Source organism: Pseudomonas sp. Tun-23181 (assembly GCF_057415455.1).
Genome location: NZ_CM171630.1, coordinates 117,132 through 138,305, shown reverse-complemented (window position 1 = coordinate 138,305; position 21,174 = coordinate 117,132). Strand labels below are relative to the sequence as shown.

The 21,174-nt window shown below is 64.8% G+C and carries 23 protein-coding genes; 14 read left to right on the top strand and 9 right to left on the bottom strand.

The window, feature by feature from the left end; translation table 11 throughout:
* The first annotated feature begins 42 nt into the window (after nt 1-42).
* The 3 genes from ACDI39_RS00770 (at nt 43) to ACDI39_RS00760 (ending at nt 2,804) form a co-directional block, all read left to right on the top strand.
* Nucleotides 43-1,110 carry a phosphotransferase family protein gene (locus ACDI39_RS00770; RefSeq protein ID WP_486537252.1) on the top strand — a complete coding sequence of 356 codons (1,068 nt, stop codon included), beginning with the start codon at nt 43-45 and terminating at the stop codon, nt 1,108-1,110.
* A 37-nt stretch (nt 1,111-1,147) separates the two neighbouring features.
* Entirely contained in the window at nt 1,148-1,915 is a 768-nt protein-coding gene (locus tag ACDI39_RS00765) for an SDR family oxidoreductase (protein ID WP_225790759.1), read from the top strand.
* Between the two features lie 190 nt (nt 1,916-2,105).
* Nucleotides 2,106-2,804, top strand: a complete 699-nt coding sequence (locus ACDI39_RS00760; protein WP_253080878.1) for a YoaK family protein — start codon at nt 2,106-2,108, stop codon at nt 2,802-2,804.
* Between the two features lies 1 nt (nt 2,805).
* Here ACDI39_RS00760 and ACDI39_RS00755 read toward each other — a convergent pair whose 3' ends face one another.
* Nucleotides 2,806-3,156 (bottom strand): hypothetical protein, encoded by a 351-nt coding sequence (locus tag ACDI39_RS00755; RefSeq protein ID WP_225790761.1) that lies wholly within the window; start codon nt 3,154-3,156, stop codon nt 2,806-2,808.
* Between the two features lie 117 nt (nt 3,157-3,273).
* Here ACDI39_RS00755 and ACDI39_RS00750 point away from each other — a divergent pair, with 117 nt between their 5' ends.
* Entirely contained in the window at nt 3,274-3,558 is a 285-nt protein-coding gene (locus tag ACDI39_RS00750) for an RcnB family protein (protein ID WP_225790762.1), read from the top strand.
* A 1-nt stretch (nt 3,559) separates the two neighbouring features.
* Here the strand turns inward: ACDI39_RS00750 and ACDI39_RS00745 are convergent, their stop codons facing one another.
* Complete coding sequence (locus tag ACDI39_RS00745; protein ID WP_486537251.1) at nt 3,560-4,717, bottom strand: GGDEF domain-containing protein; 1,158 nt, start codon at nt 4,715-4,717, stop codon at nt 3,560-3,562.
* A gap of 256 nt (nt 4,718-4,973) precedes the next feature.
* On the opposite strand from ACDI39_RS00745, the gene ACDI39_RS00740 reads away from it, so the two are divergent.
* The 4 genes from ACDI39_RS00740 to ACDI39_RS00725 all read left to right on the top strand — a co-directional run bounded on the left by ACDI39_RS00740 (nt 4,974) and on the right by ACDI39_RS00725 (nt 9,218).
* Nucleotides 4,974-5,156, top strand: a complete 183-nt coding sequence (locus ACDI39_RS00740) for a hypothetical protein (protein ID WP_225790764.1) — start codon at nt 4,974-4,976, stop codon at nt 5,154-5,156.
* 73 nt (nt 5,157-5,229) lie between these two features.
* Nucleotides 5,230-5,619 (top strand): glycine zipper domain-containing protein, encoded by a 390-nt coding sequence (locus ACDI39_RS00735; RefSeq protein ID WP_225790765.1) that lies wholly within the window; start codon nt 5,230-5,232, stop codon nt 5,617-5,619.
* A gap of 181 nt (nt 5,620-5,800) precedes the next feature.
* Entirely contained in the window at nt 5,801-7,651 is a 1,851-nt protein-coding gene (locus ACDI39_RS00730; RefSeq protein WP_486537250.1) for an SLC13 family permease, read from the top strand.
* Nucleotides 7,652-7,793: 142 nt separating this feature from the next.
* Complete coding sequence (locus ACDI39_RS00725; protein ID WP_486537249.1) at nt 7,794-9,218, top strand: GGDEF domain-containing protein; 1,425 nt, start codon at nt 7,794-7,796, stop codon at nt 9,216-9,218.
* A 1-nt stretch (nt 9,219) separates the two neighbouring features.
* Here the strand turns inward: ACDI39_RS00725 and ACDI39_RS00720 are convergent, their stop codons facing one another.
* Complete coding sequence (locus ACDI39_RS00720) at nt 9,220-9,981, bottom strand: sulfite exporter TauE/SafE family protein (RefSeq protein ID WP_225790768.1); 762 nt, start codon at nt 9,979-9,981, stop codon at nt 9,220-9,222.
* Nucleotides 9,982-10,080: 99 nt separating this feature from the next.
* Between ACDI39_RS00720 and ACDI39_RS00715 the strand changes: the two genes are divergently transcribed.
* Both ACDI39_RS00715 and ACDI39_RS00710 read left to right on the top strand, forming a co-directional pair.
* Entirely contained in the window at nt 10,081-10,980 is a 900-nt protein-coding gene (locus tag ACDI39_RS00715) for a LysR family transcriptional regulator (RefSeq protein WP_486537248.1), read from the top strand.
* Nucleotides 10,981-11,417: 437 nt separating this feature from the next.
* Nucleotides 11,418-11,612, top strand: coding sequence for a hypothetical protein (locus tag ACDI39_RS00710; protein ID WP_486537247.1), 195 nt, complete (start codon nt 11,418-11,420; stop codon nt 11,610-11,612).
* Nucleotides 11,613-11,782: 170 nt separating this feature from the next.
* On the opposite strand, the gene cfa is transcribed toward ACDI39_RS00710, so the two are convergent.
* The 4 genes from cfa to ACDI39_RS00690 form a co-directional block, all read right to left on the bottom strand.
* Nucleotides 11,783-12,937 carry a cyclopropane fatty acyl phospholipid synthase gene (cfa, locus tag ACDI39_RS00705; protein ID WP_225790771.1) on the bottom strand — a complete coding sequence of 385 codons (1,155 nt, stop codon included), beginning with the start codon at nt 12,935-12,937 and terminating at the stop codon, nt 11,783-11,785.
* 36 nt (nt 12,938-12,973) lie between these two features.
* Nucleotides 12,974-13,399, bottom strand: a complete 426-nt coding sequence (locus ACDI39_RS00700; RefSeq protein ID WP_225790772.1) for a DUF6306 domain-containing protein — start codon at nt 13,397-13,399, stop codon at nt 12,974-12,976.
* Between the two features lie 250 nt (nt 13,400-13,649).
* A complete protein-coding gene (locus ACDI39_RS00695; RefSeq protein WP_253080881.1) occupies nt 13,650-14,141 on the bottom strand; it encodes a GNAT family N-acetyltransferase in 492 nt (163 codons plus the stop codon).
* A gap of 36 nt (nt 14,142-14,177) precedes the next feature.
* Nucleotides 14,178-15,068, bottom strand: a complete 891-nt coding sequence (locus tag ACDI39_RS00690) for a LysR family transcriptional regulator (RefSeq protein ID WP_225790774.1) — start codon at nt 15,066-15,068, stop codon at nt 14,178-14,180.
* 102 nt (nt 15,069-15,170) lie between these two features.
* On the opposite strand from ACDI39_RS00690, the gene ACDI39_RS00685 reads away from it, so the two are divergent.
* Entirely contained in the window at nt 15,171-15,551 is a 381-nt protein-coding gene (locus tag ACDI39_RS00685; protein WP_225790775.1) for a cupin domain-containing protein, read from the top strand.
* A gap of 35 nt (nt 15,552-15,586) precedes the next feature.
* Here ACDI39_RS00685 and ACDI39_RS00680 read toward each other — a convergent pair whose 3' ends face one another.
* A complete protein-coding gene (locus tag ACDI39_RS00680; RefSeq protein WP_225790776.1) occupies nt 15,587-16,492 on the bottom strand; it encodes a LysR family transcriptional regulator in 906 nt (301 codons plus the stop codon).
* A gap of 113 nt (nt 16,493-16,605) precedes the next feature.
* Here ACDI39_RS00680 and gcl point away from each other — a divergent pair, with 113 nt between their 5' ends.
* The 3 genes from gcl to ACDI39_RS00665 all read left to right on the top strand — a co-directional run bounded on the left by gcl (nt 16,606) and on the right by ACDI39_RS00665 (nt 20,161).
* Complete coding sequence (gcl, locus tag ACDI39_RS00675) at nt 16,606-18,381, top strand: glyoxylate carboligase (RefSeq protein WP_262967494.1); 1,776 nt, start codon at nt 16,606-16,608, stop codon at nt 18,379-18,381.
* A gap of 31 nt (nt 18,382-18,412) precedes the next feature.
* Nucleotides 18,413-19,195, top strand: coding sequence for a hydroxypyruvate isomerase (gene hyi, locus ACDI39_RS00670; protein ID WP_486537246.1), 783 nt, complete (start codon nt 18,413-18,415; stop codon nt 19,193-19,195).
* Between the two features lie 84 nt (nt 19,196-19,279).
* Nucleotides 19,280-20,161 (top strand): 2-hydroxy-3-oxopropionate reductase, encoded by an 882-nt coding sequence (locus ACDI39_RS00665; RefSeq protein WP_225789237.1) that lies wholly within the window; start codon nt 19,280-19,282, stop codon nt 20,159-20,161.
* Between the two features lie 80 nt (nt 20,162-20,241).
* Here the strand turns inward: ACDI39_RS00665 and glcC are convergent, their stop codons facing one another.
* A complete protein-coding gene (gene glcC / locus ACDI39_RS00660; RefSeq protein WP_225789236.1) occupies nt 20,242-21,021 on the bottom strand; it encodes a transcriptional regulator GlcC in 780 nt (259 codons plus the stop codon).
* Nucleotides 21,022-21,174 lie beyond the last annotated feature (153 nt).

The following is a 21,174-nucleotide window of genomic DNA, read 5'->3' as shown; positions in this document are numbered from 1 at the left end:
AGATTAGCCAATAGTCCTTGCGATCGAGAATAAGGAAAACGCATGACGCTCACCGACCAGTCCACCCAGGTACGCCCCGGCGAAGAACTCGATGCGGCCGTCATCGATCCCTACCTCAAGGCTCATATTCCAGGCCTTGCCGGCACGCCGACGATCAGCCAGTTCCCTGGCGGGGCCTCCAACCTCACCTACCTGGTCAGCTACCCGGGCCGGGAGGTCGTGCTGCGCCGCCCGCCTTTCGGCCAGAAGGCCAAGTCCGCCCACGACATGGGCCGCGAGTTTCGCATCCTCAACCAGCTCAACAGCGGCTTCCCCTACTGCCCCAAGGCCTACGCGCACTGCACCGACACCTCGCTGATCGGCAGCGAGTTCTACGTGATGGAACGGGTCAAGGGCATCATCCTGCGCTCGGACATCCCGCCGTCCCTGGGCCTGGACGCCAGCCGCACCGAAGCCCTGTGCAAGAGCTTCATCGATCGCCTGGTAGAGCTGCACCAAGTCGACTACACGGCCTGCGGCCTGGCCGACCTGGGCAAGCCAGAGGGTTACGTGCAACGCCAGATCGAAGGCTGGAGCAACCGCTACGAGAAGGCCCTGACCCCGGATGCCCCCCGCTGGACGCAGGTGACCGCCTGGCTGCACGAGAAGATGCCCGCCGACCATCCGCGCCCGGGCATCGTGCACAACGACTACCGCTTCGACAACGTCATCCTCGATGCCGACAACCCCATGCGCATCATCGGCGTGCTGGACTGGGAGATGGCGACCCTCGGCGACCCGCTGATGGACCTGGGCAACAGCCTGGCCTACTGGATCGAGGCAGACGACCCGGCGCCGGTGCAACTGATGCGCCGCCAGCCGAGCAACGCGCCAGGCATGCTCAGCCGCCGCCAGTTCGTCGACTACTATGCCGAGCGCGCCGGCATCCAGGTCGACAATGTCGACTTCTACTACTGCTATGGCCTGTTCCGCCTGGCCGGCATCGTCCAACAGATCTACTACCGCTTCTACCATGGCCAGACGCAGGACAAGCGCTTCGCCCAGTTCATCCACATGAACCGGCTGCTGGAGCAGATGACCCTGCAAGTGATCGACAAGTCCACCCTGTAAACAGCGCCCCCTGGGACAGACAAGAAGGAAAACCGGCATGTCCAAGACCCACCTGTTCGACCTCGATGGCAAGATCGCCTTCGTCTCCGGCGCCAGCCGCGGCATCGGCGAAGCCATCGCCCACCTGCTGGCCCAGCAGGGTGCCCATGTGATCGTCTCCAGCCGCAAGCTCGAAGGCTGCCAGCAGGTCGCCGACGCCATCATCGCCGCCGGCGGCAAAGCCACCGCGGTGGCCTGCCACATCGGCGAGCTGGAGCAGATCCAGCAGGTGTTCGCCGGTATCCGCGAGCAATTCGGCCGCCTGGACATCCTGGTCAACAACGCCGCCACCAACCCGCAGTTCTGCAACGTACTGGACACCGACCCAGGGGCGTTCCAGAAGACCGTGGACGTGAACATCCGCGGCTACTTCTTCATGTCGGTGGAAGCCGGCAAGCTGATGCGTGAGCACGGCGGCGGCAGCATCATCAACGTGGCCTCGATCAATGGTGTGTCCCCGGGCCTGTTCCAGGGCATCTATTCGGTGACCAAGGCCGCGGTGATCAACATGACCAAGGTCTTCGCCAAGGAATGCGCGCAGTTCGGCATCCGCTGCAACGCCCTGCTGCCGGGCCTGACAGACACCAAGTTCGCCTCCGCCCTGGTGAAGAACGACGCCATCCTCAATGCCGCCCTGCAGCAGATCCCGCTCAAGCGCGTGGCTGAGCCGAGCGAGATGGCCGGGGCGGTGCTGTACCTGGCCAGCGAGGCCTCCAGCTACACCACGGGTACGGCGCTCAATGTCGATGGGGGGTTCCTGTCCTGAGCCGAAGGCTTCACGGGCGTAATTGGGGCGCGAAGCGGCCCCAGCAAAGCCGAACCGCTCCCATCAACTCCGGCTGACCGCTCGGGTATACTCCCGCTTTCAGCGTATTCACGGGCATCACCGTCGAACGCGGGAAGTACGAGCGGCTAATGGCCCATATCGCCGCCTGGGCTGAGACGGAGGAAAAACGATGCTACCGGGGAGCGTGTCGGTCAACGGCCAGTGCCAGAAGCGCGTGCAGCGCCGTGGCACGGTCGGCCTGTATTTCGTCGCCTGCCTGTCGGTCCTGGCCGGCATGACCGACGCCATTGGCTTCATGGCCACCGGCGATTTCGTTTCGTTCATGAGCGGCAACACCACCCGCCTGGCGGTCTCGCTGGGCAACGCCGAGCTGGGGCCGGTCATACGCCTGGCGCTGGTGATCGGCGCCTTTGTCGCCGGCAACGCCCTGGGTGTGATCATCGCGGTGAAGACCGGGCGCCGGCCATGGCCCCTGCTGACCCTGATCGCCGCCCTGCTGGCGGTGGCCGGCCTGCTGCCGGCCCCCCTGCAACTGCCGGCGCTGCTGGCAGCGGTCACGGCCATGGGCATGATCAACGCGGTGGTCGAGGAAGTGAACGGCCTGCCGATCGGCCTGACCTACGTCACCGGCGCCCTGTCGCGCTTCGGCCGTGGCCTGGGCCGCACCCTGCTGGGCCAGCGCCGGATGGGCTGGCGGGTACAGCTGGTGCCCTGGTGCGGCATGTTCCTGGGTGCCATCGGTGGCGTGCTGCTGGAGCAGCAGTTCGGCCGCTCCGCCCTGTTGGCCAGCGCCCTGCTCACAGCCCTTTTGGGCCTGGTATCGCTGAAGATCCCGCGGCGCTGGCAGCTGCGCTACATGCCTCGCTGAATCACAGGCAGGTCGCGGCGGCCGCGCGGCGGCGCAAGGCCGTGGAATCCTGCTTCTGCGCGTAGTAGTCGACCCGCGTGCCGCCAGCCTGCGGGTAGATGTCGGCGAACGACTCGGCCTCGCGGGTATAGACGGTGAACCCGCCCTGCTTGCGCCGCTCCAGGTAACCGCTGGCGTCGACACCGAACACCGCCTCCTCCTGCCAGCTGAACTGGATGCACTGGGCAACGATGTCCGCCGTCTTGTTCGAATCGAGCTGGGCGGTGGGTGCACCGCCACGCGCCGCATCCATGGTTGCGGAAGCACAACCGACCAGCACCAGCGCTGCGGCCATCGGCAGAATTGCTCGCATGTTCCATCCTCGGGGCAAAAAAGAAGGCGACTCTAGCACTGGCGCCATGGCGAGTGAATTGTCCTGCGTGCACCGCTGTCGCAGATAAGGCATGTATCGCCACGGAGGAGACACCCCATGAAGCTGCGCCCATCGCTGTCGGCCCTGTTGCTCGCTGCTACCCTGCCCTGCCTGCCCCTGGCGGCGACGGCGGGCGAGGACAGCGTCACCGCCCCGCAAAGCCAGCGGGAACTGAAGGTCGGCGACAAGGCGCCGGACCAGTACAAGCGCGACGACCAGGCCATACGCGACTGGCGCGCCAAGGGCCTGCCCGCGCCTGAAAAGGAAAGCCACTGGGTACGCCTGGGCGAGCGTTACGTGCTGGTGCAGATCACCAATGGGGTGATCCTGGCCATCCACTGACCTAGCCCCCTAGCAGGGCCGCCATGCGCACGGCATCGCGCCCACCGGCCTTGGCCTGGTACAGCGCCGCATCGGCCTGGGCGATCAGGCTGGCGATGCTGTGGTGCGACCCCGGCACGCCACACCACAGCCCGACACTGAAACGCAGTTCGATATCGCCCCCGGCAAAGCGCGCGGGGCTTCGGGCAATGGCCTCGCGCAGGCCCTGCAGGGCGCCCAACGCACCTTCGCGATCGGTGCGCGGCAACAGCAGCAGGAACTCTTCGCCGCCATAGCGCCCGAGGCTGTCGCCCTGGCGCAGGCGCTGCTGCAACTGGCGCACGCAATGGCAGAGCACTTCGTCTCCGGCCAGGTGGCCATGCAGGTCGTTGATGCGCTTGAAATGGTCGATGTCGATCATCGCCACCGCCAGCTCGCTCTGCTCGTCCCGGGCCCGCTCCAGCTCCACGGCGAAACGCTCGAGGATCGCCCGGCGATTGTAGGTGCCGGTCAGCACATCGCGCAGGGCCAGGTGCTGCAGGCGCGACTCGCTCCGCTCCTTGGCCATCAGCACCAGGCCGATGGCGTACATCATCACCGTGACCGTACCGATGCTGACGGAAATGGTCTGCTTGAGATTGCTGGTGTCATAGCGCATCTCGGCCGCTTCGCCAAAGACCACCGCCAGCACCCGCATTCCCAAGCCCACCAGGCTGATCAGCGCGCCGATCATCAACAACAGGTGCGCCCGCCCCTGATGTTCGGCCCGACGCCGCGCCCAGCACAGGATCAGCGAACACTGCAGCATCAGCACCAGGGTGGCCAGTAGCATGCGCGGCTCCAGGGTATCGAGCAGCAGCATCAGGCCCGCCAGCATGAAGAACGGGATGACGAAGATGGACCGCCACGGCACCCGTTGCTCGCGCACCCGGAACAGGCTGGCCGAATAGAAGGCCAGGGCCAGCGACAGCAGGCTGTTGCCCAGGCCATAGCTGATCCACAGCGGCGCATGGCCATACAGGGTGTAGCAAACATAGGCCAGGGCATGGGCGAGCAGCCCGTACCCGGTCAGCAACAGGTTGTCGCGGCGGTTGAGCTGGCCGACCAGCAACAGGCAAAAGGCCAGGATCGTCGCAACCAGGGCAACGGCAGCGAACAGCGTGGGGGTATGGGCGATCATCGTGATTCACCGTGTGGCAGATGGGCCGTCTTGGTTCCGGCCTGGCGTTATACCGCGCCTGCGGGGGCGGCAATGGCTGAAGTCTAGAGTGCGCCGCACGCCCAAGCCATGGCCCAACGGGACAGAACAGCAGCCGCCAGGCACGCCCATTCATCGCTCGCGCGACAAAATCTTGCGTGGCAGAGAAACCAAATCGATCGTTCCCTGTCTCATGAGGTGTCCCGTAAACCTTTGCGGATCAAGGACCTATATCGTGATGACTCGCCTTGCAAGCCTTTCCCTGATTGCTGCCGTGCTCCTGGTCGGCGGCTGCCACAGCCACCACTACCACGACAAGGATGGCTGGCGTGATCGAGATCGTGACCGTGGGCACCGCCATCATCAGCGTCACGACCGTGATGATGATCGCCGTAACTACCGTGACCGCCATTACCGCTGAAGCGTCCTTGCCATCCTGATGGCCACCCGTGCCGCGACATCCTTATCCTGATGATTCCTTCGAGGTTCATATCATGCGTCTGACTCTGCCTTCCCTCGCCCTCGGCCTGCTGCTGTGCCAGGGCGCTTTCGCCGGTGACGGCACCGCAGCCATCGGCGGCGGCCTGGGGGGCGCCCTGGGCAACGTCGTTGGTCAACAGATCGGCGGCAGCACTGGCGCGGCCATCGGTGCCGGCCTTGGCGGTGCCGCTGGCAGCGCGGTCGGCGCGCGCAAGGGCAACCGTACCGAAGCGGCGATCGGCGGCGGCCTGGGCTCGGCCGGCGGCTCCGTGATAGGCGGCAAGCTCGGCGGCTCGACCGGCTCCACCGTCGGTGCGGGCCTGGGCGGTGCGGCTGGTGGCGCCATCGGCAACCACCTGGGCGATGACAACGGCCGCAAGCACAAACGTCGTCATCGCCACTGACCGGGGTACTCCCCTCGCGGGCAAGTCCGCTCCCACAGGCCCTGCGCAGCTCTTGAAATAGGCGCGGGGCCTTTGGAAGCGGGCTTGTCCATGGAAACCTTGGCAGCAAAAACCTGCAACACATCAACACCTCCTTCACCGCAAGCTGCCACACTGGGCACAATCGTCTTCCGTGCCTCGAGTGAAGGAACACCCCCTCCCCAAGAACCATGAGCTGCTCTGGGTCCTTGGCCTGCTGGTCATCGTCGTCACCCTGTTCGTCGTCAATCGTCCACGCATGGATGTGGTCGCCCTGCTGGTGATCCTGGCCCTGCCACTCTCGGGCATTCTCACCGTCGAACAAGCTCTGGCCGGGTTCAGCGACCCTAACGTGATCCTGATCGCCGCACTGTTCGTGATCGGCGAGGGCCTGGTGCGTACCGGCATCGCCTACCGCATCGGCGAGTGGATGAGCGAGCGCGCCGGCAACAGCGAGGCACGCCTGCTGGTGCTGCTGATGGTCGCGGTTGCCGGCCTGGGCTCGGTGATGAGTTCCACTGGCGTGGTGGCGATCTTCATCCCGGTGGTGCTGAGCATCGCCGCGCGCCTGCAACTTTCACCGAGCCGGCTGATGATGCCGCTGAGCTTCGCCGGCCTGATCAGCGGCATGCTCAGCCTGGTGGCCACGCCACCCAACGTGGTGGTGCACAGCGAACTGGTGCGCCATGGCGAACAGGGCTTCAGCTTCTTCAGCTTCACCCCTTTCGGCCTGGTGGTACTGGTTTTGGGGATCGGCTACATGCTGCTCACCCGCCATTGGCTCAAGGGCGAGGTGCGCAAGGACGGCCGCCTGGAAACCCGCCGCACCCTGCTCGACCTGGTGCTGGACTACAAGCTCAACGGCCGCGAACGGCGCTTGCGCATCCGCCCCCGTTCGCCGCTGATCGGCCACACCCTCGGCGAACTGGAACTGCGCACCCGGCATGGCGCTAACGTGATCGGCATCGAGCGCCAGCACAAGTTCACCACCCGGGTGATCAGCGTCGACTCCGGCACCGTGCTGCACCAGGGCGATGTGCTGCTGCTCGACCTGTTCGCCAACCGCGACGACCTGCGCAGCCTGTGCCAGACCATGCAACTGGAGCCCCTGCACTTCAAGGCCGCCTATTTCATCGACCAGTCCCAGGAGCTGGGCATGGCCGAAGTCTCGCTGCCGCCTGGCTCGCAACTGATCGGCAAATCCCTCCTGGAGCTGGCCTTTCGCAGCCGCTTCGGCCTCAACGTGGTGGGCCTGCGCCGGGAACAGACCGCCATCGAGGAGCAATTGGTGGAAGAAAAGCTGCGCCTGGGCGATACCTTGCTGGTGGTCGGCCCATGGAAGGCGGTACGCCAGCTGCAGAGCCAGCCGAAAGACTTCCTGGTGCTGAGCCTGCCAGCGGAAATCGACCAGGTAGCCCCGGCTCGCACCCGTGCGCCCTTTGCGCTGGTGAGCCTGGCGGTGATGGTCGGCCTGATGGTCAGTGGCGCCGTGCCCAATGTCGTCGCCGCGCTGATCGGCTGCCTGTTGATGGGTGCCGGCCGCTGCATCGACATGGACAGCGCCTACCGCGCCATCCACTGGCAGAGCCTGGTGCTGATCGTTGGCATGCTGCCCTTCGCCCTGGCCCTGCAGAAGACCGGCGGCATCGACCTTGCGGTCAGCGGCCTGGTCGGCCTGCTCGGCAATGCCGGCCCCAGCGCCATCCTCGCCTGCCTGTTCGCCGTCACCGCGCTGATCGGCCTGTTCATCTCCAACACCGCCACCGCGGTGCTGATGGCCCCGGTGGCGATCAGCACCGCGCAACAGCTGGGCATGTCGCCCTACCCGTTCGCCATGACGGTGGCCCTGGCGGCCTCGGCGGCCTTCATGACACCGGTGTCCTCACCGGTCAACACCCTGGTGCTGGGCCCCGGCCAGTACCGCTTCGCCGACTTCGTCAAGGTCGGGGTGCCGTTCACCTTGCTGGTGATGCTGGTGACCGTGCTGATGGTGCCGTGGTTCTATGGACTCTAGGGGCGCAAGAAAGTGGCAAAATGGCATTATCCCCGCTGTTCGCGACACGATAATATCCAATTGACATCAACTACCCTCTCGAAACACACTGGCGCCTATTGACCCAGGTGCCTTCAGCCGTCGTCCTGGATTCCGTCTCCGCTTGCCGGTCGAGCCCATGGTGTTTCCAGTCCAGTCGCGCCTGCTGCCCCCCTTCGTCCTGTTCGGCCTGACCTTTGCCCTGACCCTGGGCGGCATCCTCGCCCGCCCGATCGAATCGCTGTCGCTGTTCTGGCCGGTCAATGCGGTGCTGGCGGGTGTCCTGCTGCGTTACCCACGGCAGGCCACCCTGCCAGGGTTCGGCCTGGTCTGGATGGCCATGGTCGCCGCCGACCTGGCCTGTGGCAGCGCCTGGCCGCCCGCGCTGTGGTTCAACCTGTGCAACCTGGGCGTGATCGTCACCCTCTGGCAACTATTGTCGCGTCTGCCACGCCCGCACCGGCGCCTGCGCACGCCCCAGGGTGTACTCTGCGTGTTCGGCGCCTGCGCCGCCGGGGCCGCAGTGGCCGCCAGCCTGGCCTGCATGATGGCCGCCCCATGGTTCGAGCAGTCGCTGCGCGCTACCTGGCTTGCGTGGTTCAGCGAACAGTTCTCCACCAACGTGCTGGTCCTGCCGGTGCTGCTCACCGCCCCCTCGCTGCGCGCCCTGGTACGCGGTGGCGGCCAGGCGATCCGCCTCGCCCCGCTGCTGGTGCTGCTGGCCTCGCTGGCCCTGAGCATCGCCTTCGGTGGGCCCGGTGCCATCGCCTTCCCCATCGCCGCGCTGTTGTGGTGCGCCTGGACCTACTCGCCGTTCCTGGTCTCGTTGCTGGCGCTGACCGCCGGCAGCACCCTGATCGTCGCCGTAGCCCACAACCTCATGCACTTCAGCGTGCCGCAGAGCGAATCCGGCGTCACCACCCTGGTGTCGGCGCGCCTGGGCATCGCCATGCTGGTGCTCGGGCCACTGGTGGTGGCCTGTGTCAGCAATGCCAACCGCAGCCTGCTGGCGCGTCTGGCGCACCAGGCCACGGTCGACCACCTGACCAGCACCCTGACCCGCAGCGCCTTCACCCGCCGCGCCAGCGCCCTGCTCGACAACCGCCAGCAGCACGTGCCGGCCTTGCCGCTGACCCTGATGATGCTCGACATCGACCACTTCAAGGGCATCAACGACCGCCACGGCCATGCCGTGGGTGACCAGGTGCTGCGCCAGTTCGCCCGCACCCTGCAAGACCAGTTGCATGAGGGTGAGCTGTTCGCCCGCTTGGGCGGCGAGGAGTTCGTGGTCATTCTCCCGGGGCTGGCGCCGGAGCAGGCCAAGTTCACCGCCGAGCGCCTGCGCCGCGCCGTGCAGGACCTGCACGTGCAACTGGCCGACCAGCGCCTGCAGATCACCGTCAGCATCGGCCTGGCCGGCTGCGCCGAGGGCCAACCCGCGCCCAGCCTGGACGAGCTGCTGGCCCACGCCGACCAGGCGCTGTACCGGGCCAAGGCCCATGGCCGCAACCGGGTCGAACAGGCCGAGGCACAGCGTCAGGTGGTCTGATTCATCCTGCCAGCAGGTCCCACGACAGCTTGGCGATCAGCACGCACAGCAGCACCAGGAACAATCCACGCACGAACCCCGCACCCTTGCGCACTGCCAGCCAGGTCCCGGTCAGCGCGCCGAGGATATTGAACGCCGCCATGGGCAGGGCGATGGCCCAGAGCACGTTGCCAGACGGGATGAAGAACACCAGCGCCGCCAGGTTGGTGGCGATGTTGACCAGCTTGGCCGAGGCCGAAGCATGCAGGAAGTCCAGGGCGAAGAAGCGGATGAACAGGAAGATCAGGAAGCTGCCGGTGCCCGGCCCGAACAGGCCGTCGTAGAAGCCGATCGCGCCGCCGATCAGCACCGCCAGGCACTGCTCCTTGCGGCCGATGCGGGCCGGTGTGTGCAGGGTGCCAAAATCCTTCTTGCAGAAGGTGTAGAGGGCCATGAGCACGATCAGCACCAGCACCGCCGGGCGCATCACGCTCGGCGGCACCAGGGAGACCGTGGCCGCGCCAACGAACGACATGACGAAGGCGCTGAGCATCGCCGGCACGATCAGCCCCCAGTCCAGCTGCACCTTGCGGATGAACGAGCGCGCGGCAAAGCTGGTGCCGCACACCGAAGCCAGCTTGTTGCTGCCCAGCAGAGCCGCTGGTTGAGCGTTGGGCAGCACGTTGAACAACGCCGGGATCTGGATCAGCCCGCCGCCTCCCACGGCAGCGTCGATCAGGCCGGCGGCGAAGGCGAACAACGAAAGCAGGACGATATCCATCATGGGCGCGGTTCCAGGCAGTAAAAACCCGGCCAAGGCTAATCAAAGCGTCGCGCTTGTGTTGAAATGCCACGTTGCAAAAACTGCAATCAGGAGTCGTCCATGGCATTGGACATGTTGCGAGAGATCCAAGCCTTCGTCAGTGTCGCGCACAAACGCAGCTTCGTCGCCGCAGCCCGTGCCCTGGGCCGCTCGCCCAGCGCCGTGACCCGTGCGGTACAAGCTCTGGAGGACAACGCTGGCGCCAAGCTGCTCAACCGCAACGCCAGCGCCGTGACCCTGACCGAAGCCGGCGAGCGCCTGCTGCCCCATGCCGAGCGCTTGCTGGATGTGCAACGCGATGCCGCCGACGAACTGGCGGCGCTCCGTGGCACGGCGCAAGGCTGGATCCGCTTCGCCGCGCCGGAACTGCTCGGCCAGCAGGTGGTGCCGGCGGTGCTCGCCGAGTTCTCTCGGCGCCATCCCCAGGTGACCCTGGACGTGCAGTTCAGCGACCAGCCCCTCGACCCGCTGCAAGGCAAGTTCGACTTCGTCGTGCGCGGCGCTTTTCCCCAGTCCAGCGAACTGATCGGCTACCCGCTGTGGAGCTACCGACGCCACCTGTACGCAAGCCCCGGCTACCTGGCCCGCGAAGGCACGCCCCAAGAGCCGGAAGCGCTGGCTGGGCACGCGCTGATCCTGCACACCGCGCCGCGCATCCTCAAGGCCTGGCACTTCTGCCGTGACGACCAGATCACCAGCCTGCGGCCGCATCCACGGCTGCGCCTGAGCGCCGGCAGCGCCGTGCTGCAGAGCGCGCTGGCCGGCGCTGGTATCGCCCGCCTGGCCGACTGGGTCGGCGAACCTGAGGTCCGTGCCGGCCGCCTGGTGCGCGTCTGCCCCGAGTACCGCCTGACCTCCAGCAGCGGGCAGGATCCGCAGATGCATGCGCTGTACCCGGCCGGTGAGATGCCGACGCGGGTCCGGGAGTTGCTGCAGGCGTTGCGCCGAGCGCGGCCGTGAGGCGGTCGGGTAGTCAGTACTGGGGCTGCGAAGCGGCCCCATGCAAGCCATACCGCAGGTTCATCTGATCTGCTTTTTTCCATCGAACCTGCCTCTGTAACCGTATCAGCCCAGGCCCGACAATATCCCCCGTTCCGTCATCACACACAGAGGTTCCGATGGGCAAGCTCGCACTGTTCCTGGGTGGTTTCCTGCTGCTGACAATCCTGGTCGGCCTATTGGGCACCATCCCACCAAGCTGATATACCCCAGCGGCCCGTCTAATCCGCCAGGCGGGCCTGGCCCTTCCCCTCCTGCATGCCCCCTCCCCCTTGCAACACCTGGACAAGCGGTATCTGCAAGTAATTCTCAAGCGCAAATGACTCGTGTAACCTCGCGCCGCCGTCGAGCGGCCTCTCACGCAGGGGCCGGCCATTTGCCTTGGAGTCGATCGATACATGGAATGCAAGAAAGGCACTGCAGCAATGCTGGAGTGGCGCAGCCGTTTTCTCGGGGAAAGCATCCTAGAGGAGGATAAGTACGATCAGGCCTTGCGCTGGGCCGAAGACCTGGAACGTCGCGGCGTGATCAGCACGAACGAGTGGATCGAACTGGTCAGGCAGGCCAACGCGGCCCTGCTGGACGTGCGATAAGTCATTCTTTGCGTTGGGAAATCTGTCCACAAAAAACGTGGGTAGGTCTGTGGATAAAACGCTGTAAGTCACGCCGGCGGCGGCCTCTGTTAAATTGAACAGAATTTGTACAGCAGTGTCGCCACCTCTCGCGGGGGTCAGGCAGGGGCCGCCAAGCGGCCCCTGCTCACTCAACTGACCCGCTGATACCCACCGACCACGCCGCGCCGCGACATCACCCACTGCCACAGCTGGATATCCCGGGCGCGGAACGCCCCGGCGCACGACAACAGGTAATAGCGCCACATACGCCGGAAACGCTCCCCCAACTCGTTGGCGAAGTATTGCCAGTGGGCTTCGAAGTTGTCATGCCAGGCCATCAGCGTGCGGTCGTAGTCGGCACCGAAGTTGTGCAGGTCCTCGACCACCAGCAAGCCATCGGCGGCATCGCCGATCTGGCCGATCGAGGGCAGGTCGCCATTGGGGAAGATGTACTTGTCGATCCAGCGGTCCGGTACGTCGCGGCGACGGTTCTTGCCGATGGTGTGCAGCAGCAACAGGCCATCATCCCCCAGGCAACGCGCCGCGACTTCCATGAAGGTGCGATGGTTCTTGCGCCCGACATGCTCGAACATGCCGATGCTGACGATACGGTCGAAGCGTTCGTCCAGCTCACGGTAGTCCTGCAGGCGAAACTCCAGGGGCAGGCCTTTGTAGCGTTTCTCGGCCCATTGGCACTGCTCGCGGGAGATGGTCACGCCAACGCATTCGACGCCATAGCGTTCGGCGGCAAATCCCATGAAGCTGCCCCAGCCGCAGCCGATGTCCAGCACACGCATGCCGGGGCGCAGGCCGAGCTTGCGGCAGATCAGGTCGAGCTTGGCTTCCTGGGCCTGGGCCAGGTCGCTGGCCTCCTTCCAATAGCCGCAGGTATAGGTCATGCGTGGGTCGAGCATGGCCGCGTAGAAATCGTTGCCCAAGTCATAGTGGCGCTCGCCCACGGTCCAGGCACGCCGGGCCGTCTGGCGATTGAGCAGGCGGGCCTGCAGGGCATGGTAGATCAGCGCCAGCGGGCTGACCTGGTCGGCCACCCCGGAGCGCAGCAAGCGGGTGAAGAACTCATCCAGCTGTTCGCAATCCCAGTCGCCGTCCATGTAGGCCTCGCCCAGGCCAAGGTTACCCTGGGCCAGGGCGCGCTGGGGCACGTCGGCGGCGTGCAGTTGCATGTCCCAGGGCTGCTCGCCCTCCAGGCCGAGGCCGGCCTGGGCGAGCAACGAACGGGCGAAACGGGTGGTGCGATTGGCCGGCGCAGCGCTGCGCAGGTCGGTGGAAAGCTCGGAAGGCATGGTGTGTCCTTGTCAGTATTGGAGATCGGACGCGCTTCAAACGTCGGGGGTGTCCTGGTGCAGCCGCAGCACCACGTCCAGCTCCTGGCGCAGCCAGTCCTGTTCGATCAGGGGCAGGCGCGCCTGCAGTTGCCGCGCCACCCAACGCTGGCCGCGGGCGATGAACTGCAGGCGCTCGTGGAGGTCGGGGATGGCCATGGCCTTGGCGTAGAACTCGCCCACGCCAGCGCCGGGCTTGGCACCGAGCCGCTCCAGGCAATGACGCAGGCGCTGGCAGCTCTGCGCCTCGCCGTCGTGCAAGCGCTCCAGGCGCTGGAGCAGCACGGGGTCGTCGGTCTGCCGGGCGCTGTCGAGCATCAGCCGGGCACCGGCACGCTCGGCGCGCATGAGCAGGCGCAGCCAGTCGACCAGATCATCGGAAGGGGGTGTGGCGGGGTCCTGTGTTTCACAAGCATGCGACATGGGAAAACTCCTGAAGCCGCTGGACTGCGCGGCGACAGGAGGAGCTTAGAGCGCTGGCTTGCTGAAATTAATTGAAATTAAATGGGGCTTGAGTGCAACAAAATGAATATATGTAACCAAGGCGAAACACCCGAAACCAGCGCCTATCTCCAGCGCCCCATGGCCTTGGGCTTATTTGCAAGAGGCCATCATTGCGGTATCGATGCAATTTTTTTGCATCAAGGCCACGTTTGCGACAGCAACCGAGGACTTAGAGCGGCATGACCATCTCATGCCAGGCCATGCCGCCATGGTCGGAGGCCGAGGGCCGGACATAGCGATAACCCATTTTCTCGTACATCCCCACGTGCCGCGCCTTGCACATCAGGTGGATGCTCGCCTTGCCACGCTGGCGCATCTGCGCGACGAAGCGAGTCATCATCTGTCCGGCAAAACCACGGCCCTGGAACGCCGGGTCGACGACCACCGACATGATCACCACATTGGCGCCCTGCGGGTCATGGCCGACCAATTCCTTGAAGGCTTCGTCGGACATCACGACCTCATCGGCACAACCGCTGTTGATAAAGCCAATCACCTCGCCGTCGAGCTCGAGCACCAGGAACCCCTCGGGGTACTGTGCGATGCGCGTGGCGATCTTCTCGCGGGTGGCGGCCTCGTCGCCTTCGTAGGCGGCGGTCTCGATCTGGTAGCAGCGGTCCACATCGCGGGACGTGGCCTGACGGAAGGTCGGGGTACTCATGAGCGGTATCCGTGAAACGACAAGGGAGGCGATATTCTAGTGGCTTGCGTGGCGGATGCGTGCAGGCCGCTGCAGCACCTGCCGATAGTGATCCCTGATGATCTGCGCAAGCCCTGACACAGCCGGGCTCGCATTGCTTTCCACCTGCAAGCGAATCGCAAAATCAGGCAACACCGGCAACCCGGCGTCCAGGACAAGGCCCTTCGCCTCGACAGGCACAAGGCTGCGCAACCAAGGGGTTACCGCCAGGTCATTGATGACCATCGATAGCGTGGTATCCACCGATGCATTCTCGAACACCACCTTGCACGCGGTGCCCGCCTCGTCCAGGCGCTGGGAGACGGTATCCCGAAAGGCACAATTGGCCGTCAGGAAGCACAAGGGCAATGGCCGCCGTGCCGAGACCGCCTCGTTGCCCAACCACACCAACTGATCCACAGCCAGGCGCTCGCCCAATGCGACACTCACCGGGCCTTGGCTCAGGGCCAGGTCGAGTTCACCGTTGGCGAACGCCTGCACGATATCCAGCGACGAGGCGCTGACGATCTTCACCTCAGCCCACGGAAACGCCTCACCGAAGGCCTTGAGCAAGGGCGCCAGCGGGGCGCCGGCCATGTCGAAGGGCAGCCCCAGGCGCACCGGATCGGCAGACGCCCTGTCACCCATGCGGGCACAGAGGCGGTCGTTCATCCGCAACAGGCGTCGGGCATCGGGCAACAGTGATTGCCCTTGCCCGGTCAGGCGACTGCCCTGGGCATCTCGCGTCAGCAACTGGCAGCCGAGGAAGGCTTCCAGCCGCTTGATTCGCTGGCTGACAGCCCCCTGGGTCACATGCAGGCGCTCCGAGGCGACGCTCATGCTGCCGGTATCGGCCACCTCCACGAAGGCACGAAGCAATGCAAGGTCGATGTGGTGGACTTTTGGCATGTCTGGTCATTAGCGACGTTAATGGGGGCATTATAATTCGTCGCTACGCAAAGGCCATGCTCCCCTTTAGATTTCAAGCCTCAGCCTAACGGGAGCATGCACATGACCAACACTGTGACCAACATCGATCCACAACGCGAGCTGGAGGCGATAACCGAGTACTGGAAACCGCGGGTTATCGGCCGGGTCAACAACCAATTCATCAAGATCGCCAAGTTGAAGGGAGAGTTCGTCTGGCATGCCCATGAACATGAGGACGAGATGTTCTCGGTGATCTATGGCACGCTCCGGATTCAACTCGAGGATCGCACCATTGTCCTGAACGCCGGGGAGTTCTGCGTGATCCCCAAACAGGTGCAGCACAAGCCGATCGCCGAAGAGGAATGCGCGGTCATGCTGATCGAAACGGACACGACACTGCATACCGGTGGCGAACGTTCGTCACGCACGGTCTCGATAGAAGAGCAGTTGTACCCGCGTTGACCGCCGTCCGACGATAGCACGGTCGGGCGCGCCGCCTACTGGGCCCAATACCCAGGGCTCTGGTACACCGCCTTGAGGTACTCGATGAAATGGCGCACCTTGGCCGGCAGGAAGCGCTGCTGGGGAAACACCGCCTGGATATCGTAGTCATCGAGGGCGAAGTCATCCAGGACGGTGACCAGCTCGCCGCTCATCAACTCGTTGTGGATCTCCCAGGTCGAGCGCCAGCCGATCCCAAGCCCCTGGCGCATCCAGGAGAACAACAGCTCGCCATCGTTGCAGGCCAGGTTGCCACTGACCCGCATCGCCACCTGCCGGCCATCGCGCTGGAACACCCAGCCCCGTTGCTGCCCGCCCTGGAGGGTGAAGGCCAGGCAGTTGTGCTCGGCCAGTTCCTCCAGGGTGGTTGGCCGGCCATGACGGGCGAAGTATTCCGGTGTGCCGCAGACCACCCGACGATTACCGAACAGCTTGACGGCCACGTAGTTGGGGTCGGTCACCCCGCCGATACGGATGCTCATGTCGTAGCCCTCGCTGACCAGGTCGACAAGGCTGTCGGTGAGGTTGAACGAGAGTTTCAGGTTGGGGAACTGCTGGTGAAAGCCCAGGGCATGGGGCGCGACGTGCAGCCTGCCGAACGAAGCCGGCGCCGAGACCAACAGGTTGCCCTTCACCATCGAGCCGCAGCCGCTGATATCCGCTTCCATGTCGTCGAAGTCGCGCAGCAGCAGCCTGGCCCGCTCCAGCAGTTGCTCACCCAGCTCGGTCAGGCGCAAGCCGCGGGTCGAACGGTGCATGAGTTTCACGCCCAGGCGTTTCTCCAGCGCATCCAGGCGCCGGCCGAGGATCGCCGGGGTCACCCCCTCGCTCAGGGCGGCGGACGCGAAGCTGCCCTTCTGGGCGACCTGGACGAAGCTGTGCAGTTCTGTGTACCGGGCCATTCGATACCTTTCATATCGACAGAAAACAATTTTCAGGTGTTCTACCGCACGGAAGCCTAATACAGACTGGCATCCACTACAAAAATTATCGACCCGTGCGAAGGAGTACACATATGGCCAACATGAAAGCGATCGAGGCCGCCGTTCTGGTCATGCGCCGTGAAGGTGTAGATACCGCGTTCGGCATCCCCGGTGCCGCCATCAACCCGTTCTACGCTGCGCTGAAGAAAATCGGTGGCATCGACCACGTGCTGGCCCGTCATGTCGAGGGCGCCTCGCACATGGCCGAGGGCTACACCCGCGCCAACCCCGGCAACATCGGCGTGTGCATCGGCACCTCCGGCCCTGCCGGCACCGACATGGTCACCGGCCTGTACAGTGCCTCGGCCGACTCCATCCCGATCCTCTGCATCACCGGCCAGGCCCCGCGCGCACGCCTGCACAAGGAAGACTTCCAGGCCGTCGACATCACCAACATCGTCAAGCCGGTGACCAAGTGGGCCACCACCGTCCTGGAACCGGGCCAGGTGCCCTACGCCTTCCAGAAAGCCTTCTACGAAATGCGCACCGGCCGCCCGGGCCCCGTGCTGATCGACCTGCCGTTCGACGTGCAGATGGCCGAGATCGAATTCGACATCGACGCCTACGAACCCCTGCCGGTCCACAAGCCAGCGGCCAACCGCGTCCAGGCCGAGAAGGCCCTGGCCATGCTCAATGAAGCCGAGCGCCCGCTGATCGTCGCCGGTGGCGGCATCATCAACGCCGACGCCAGCGACAAGCTGGTCGAGTTCGCCGAACTGACCGGCGTGCCGGTCATCCCGACCCTGATGGGCTGGGGCACCATCCCTGACGACCACCCGCAGATGGTCGGCATGGTCGGCCTGCAAACCTCGCACCGCTACGGCAACGCCACCCTGCTCAAGTCCGACCTGGTGTTCGGCATCGGCAACCGCTGGGCCAACCGCCACACCGGTTCGGTCGACGTCTACACCGAAGGCCGCACCTTCATCCACGTGGACATCGAACCGACCCAGATCGGCCGCGTGTTCACCCCCGACCTGGGGATCGTCTCCGATGCCGGCGCCGCGCTGGATGCCTTCATCGAAGTGGCCCGCGAGTGGAAGGCCGCCGGCAAGCTCAAGAACCGCGGCGAGTGGCTGCAAGACTGCCAGCAGCGCAAGTCGAGCCTGCAGCGCAAGACCCACTTCGACAACGTGCCGGTCAAGCCGCAGCGCGTCTACGAAGAGATGAACCAGGTGTTCGGCAAGGACACCTGCTACGTCAGCACCATCGGCCTGTCGCAGATCGCCGGCGCGCAGTTCCTGCACGTGTACAAGCCGCGTCACTGGATCAACTGCGGCCAGGCCGGCCCGCTGGGCTGGACCATCCCCGCCGCCCTGGGCGTGGTCAAGGCCGATCCCAAGCGCAAGGTCGTCGCGCTGTCGGGTGACTACGACTTCCAGTTCATGATCGAAGAGCTGGCCGTGGGCGCGCAGTTCAACCTGCCCTACATCCACGTGCTGGTGAACAACGCCTACCTGGGCCTGATCCGCCAGGCCCAGCGCGGTTTCGACATGGACTATTGCGTGCAACTGTCATTCGAGAACGTCAATGCCCCGGAGCTGGGCAGCTACGGCGTGGACCACGTGGCCGTGGTCGAGGGCCTGGGCTGCAAGGCGATCCGCGTGTTCGACGCCAGCCACCTGCAAGCTGCTTTCGCCAAGGCCACCGAGCTGATGGAGACCTTCCGCGTGCCGGTGGTGGTGGAAGTCATCCTCGAGCGCGTCACCAACATCGCCATGGGCACCGAGATCAACGCCATCAACGAGTTCGAGGCGTTGGCCAGCACCGCCGCCGACGCCCCGACCTCGATCATGCCGCTGGACTGATCCGCCCACGCCAAGCCATCAGGAGCCAACCATGCCCCGTTTCGCTGCCAACCTGTCCATGCTGTTCACCGAACTGGACTTCCTCGACCGCTTCACCGCCGCTGCCCAGGCCGGGTTCCGTGGCGTCGAGTACCTGTTCCCCTACGACTACCCAGTCGAGGAACTGCGCGCCCGCCTGGACGCCAACCAACTGCAGCAGGTGCTGTTCAACCTGCCTGCGGGCGATTGGGCGCAAGGCGAGCGCGGCATCGCCTGCCACCCCGACCGCGTCGAGGAATTTCGCGCCGGTGTCGACAAAGCCATCGAATACGCCAAGATCCTGGGCAACACCCAGGTCAACTGCCTGGCGGGCATCGCGCCAGAGGGCGTCGACCCGTTCGTGGTGCAGAACACCCTGCTCAACAACCTCGAATACGCCGCCAACCGACTCGAGGCCGTGGGCATCAAGCTGGTGATGGAGATGATCAACACCCGCGACATCCCCGGCTTCTATCTCAACACCACGCCCCAGGCGCTGGCCATCCGCGAGCAAGTCGGCAGCGCCAACCTGTTCCTGCAGTACGACATCTATCACATGCAGATCATGGAAGGTGACCTGGCGCGCACCATGAAAACCCACCTCGCTGCGATCAACCACATCCAGCTGGCCGACAACCCTGGCCGCAACGAACCCGGTACCGGCGAGATCAACTACCGCTTCCTGTTCGAACACCTGGACCGCATCGGCTACCAGGGCTGGGTGGGTGCGGAGTACAAGCCACTGACCACCACCAAGGCGGGCCTGGGTTGGCTGAAGACCCACAACGCGATCTGAGGATGCTCTCGAAGGGGCAGCGCCCACACTGCCAGCGTCGCCTGCCCCATCGAGATTTCAATCAATACGACGAGGTAATTTCTCATGGCTAAAATCGGTTTCATCGGCACCGGCATCATGGGCAAACCCATGGCCCAGAACCTGCAAAAGGCAGGTCACGAACTGTTCGTATCCACCCATCACGACCCGGCCCCGGCCGATCTCGTCGCCACGGCATTGCCGACCCCGCAAGCCGTGGCCCAGGAAGCCGAGTTCATCATCGTCATGGTCCCCGACACCCCACAGGTCGAAGCCGTCCTGTTCGGTGAAAACGGCGTGGCCGAAGGCGTTGGCCCGAACAAGATCGTGATCGACATGAGCTCGATCTCGCCCACCGCCACCAAGGTCTTCGCCGAGAAGATCAAGGCCACCGGCGCCGCCTACCTGGACGCCCCGGTCTCCGGCGGTGAAGTCGGCGCCAAGGCCGGCACCCTGAGCATCATGGTCGGCGGCTGCCCGAACGCCTTCGAACGCGCCCTGCCGCTGTTCGAGGCCATGGGCAAGAACATCACCCGCGTCGGCGGCAATGGCGACGGCCAGACCGCCAAGGTGGCCAACCAGATCATCGTCGCCCTGAACATCCAGGCCGTCGGCGAGGCCCTGCTGTTCGCCGCCAAGAACGGCGCCGACCCGGCCAAGGTCCGCGAAGCGCTGATGGGCGGCTTCGCCTCCTCGAAGATCCTCGAAGTGCATGCCGAGCGCATGATCAAGGGCACCTTCGACCCGGGCTTTCGCATCAACCTGCACCAGAAGGACCTGAACCTGGCCCTGCAAGGCGCCAAGGAGCTGGGCATCAACCTGCCCAACACCGCCAACGCCCAGCAAGTGTTCAGCACCTGCGTCGCCCTCGGCGGCGGCAACTGGGACCACTCGGCGCTGATCAAAGGCCTGGAGCACATGGCCAACTTCTCGATTCGCGGGGAGTAAGCGGCAAGCTTCAAGCGGTAAGCTGCAAGTAGAAGCCGATCAGCTTTTTCTTGCAGCTTGCCGCTTGAAGCTTGCAGCTGCTACTTCCACCCCTCCAAACGCATGGTCGCCCGAACGAGGCGCTGTTCTTCTTGCTCGATCTCGCGCAAGTTGTCGCGGACGCTGTTGATATGCTCCCGCGCCGCTCGCTGGGCCTGTTCGGGCAACTGCTCCATCACCGCATGGTAGAGCCGTGAGTGCTGGCGATCGATCTGTCGCTTCTGCGCGGGCCGACAGTAGAGATTATTGACCGAGGCGAAAACGGTACTCAGCATCAAATCGCTGAGTGATTGCAGGGTATGCACCAAGACCGGGTTGTGCGACGCCTCGCTGATCGCCCGGTGGAAGGCATGGTCGCGCCGGGCGTGCTCTTGCGGGTCATGTGAGTAGGGATGCTCCTGGGCATCGACCATCTCGTCGTAGCGTCGCTTGATCAGCACCCGGTCGACATCGGTGGCACGCAACGCGGCCAGCCTCGCCGACTCCGCCTCCAGGAGCGCCCGCACCTCCAGCAAATCGAACAAGGTGCGTGGCTGCGAGCTGAACAGATGCATCAGCGGCGTCGCATTCCCTGTTCGGCTCAAGTCTGCGACGAACGAGCCTCGCCCTTGCTCGGTCTCAACGATACCCCTCCCACGCAGCACCCGCAGGCCTTCGCGCAACGCCGAGCGGGAGCAGCCCAGTTTCTCCACCAGGCGCCGCTCGGAAGGCAATGCCTGGCCTACCTTGAGCACACCATCGACGATCAGCTTTTCGATGCGCTCGGCCACCTGGTCGGCGACTTGCGTCTTGCTTTGCTTGCGTGAATCAACGGTGTCCATCGCCACCTCTCAACTGGTCGGACCAGCTTCTTGTTATCGTGCGCTTCGGGGAAGAGTTTCACGCAAAAAACCTGATGCTACTACCCACATTCGCCCCTCACGCCAAAAAAGTGGTCCGACCAGTTCACCCGCTCATCGACTCACAGGCTCGGA